Raw genomic sequence first — 300 nt, forward strand, 5'->3', positions numbered from 1 at the left:
GGCATTTCTCCGTCAACCGCATGCTCGCCTTCGACAGCGTGAAGCTGAGGCTCGACCGCGAGCAGTCGCTGTCCTTCCTCGAATTCAACTACATGATCCTGCAGGCCTATGACTTCGTCGAGCTCTACAAGCGCTTTGGCTGCCGGCTGCAGATGGGCGGCTCCGACCAGTGGGGCAACATCGTCAACGGCATCGATCTCGGTCATCGCATGGAAGGCGTGCAGCTCGTTGCGATGACGACGCCGCTGCTCACCATCTCGTCGGGCGCCAAGATGGAGAAGTCGGGCTCCGGCGCTGTGT

General features: G+C 61.3%; 1 pseudogene. It reads left to right on the top strand.

Annotated features, from left to right (window positions below):
• Positions 1–300, top strand: a pseudogene (locus EN807_RS34430) (tyrosine--tRNA ligase); the annotation flags it as partial.

The sequence above is a fragment of the Mesorhizobium sp. M5C.F.Ca.ET.164.01.1.1 genome, assembly GCF_004792125.1.
GTDB classification, from domain to species: domain Bacteria; phylum Pseudomonadota; class Alphaproteobacteria; order Rhizobiales; family Rhizobiaceae; genus Mesorhizobium; species Mesorhizobium wenxiniae.